Source organism: Colwellia sp. BRX10-4 (assembly GCF_014077465.1).
In the GTDB taxonomy this organism is placed as follows: domain Bacteria; phylum Pseudomonadota; class Gammaproteobacteria; order Enterobacterales; family Alteromonadaceae; genus Colwellia_A.
This window is the reverse complement of record NZ_JACGVZ010000113.1, coordinates 1-380: the sequence shown is the minus strand read 5'-3', so window position 1 is coordinate 380 and position 380 is coordinate 1. Positions and strand designations below refer to the sequence as shown.

Annotated in this window: 1 protein-coding gene; it reads left to right on the top strand. The window is 41.8% G+C overall.

Annotated elements, in window-relative coordinates:
* Positions 1–351: transposase (locus tag H4J67_RS20075; RefSeq protein ID WP_182204935.1), on the top strand; the 351-nt coding region annotated here is incomplete at its 5' end.
* Positions 352–380 lie beyond the last annotated feature (29 nt).

Sequence of the window (380 nt, the reverse complement as noted above, 5' to 3'; positions counted from 1 at the left end):
GAACATTCAAGTGGCGATAAACGCCATTTAGGTGCTATTACCAAATGCGGTAACAGCCGTGCAAGACGACTACTGGTCGAAGGTGCACATTCGTATAAACACAACGCCAATATTTCAAAAGAAATGCAATTAAGGCAGGAAGGGTTAAGTAAAGAAATCATCGATATGGCATGGCAAGCACAATTGAGGTTATGCAGACGATATAATCGACTCATGCACAAAGGCAAACATCGTAATGTGGTCGTTACGGCCATTGCCAGAGAAATGATCGCTTATATTTGGGCTATTTCTCGCGAGGTAGTGCTACCAAAAATTGATGTGAAGCTAAGAATATCGAGAGTACCTGCATGAATAAAAGTTTTGAGTTAGCGCATGGGATC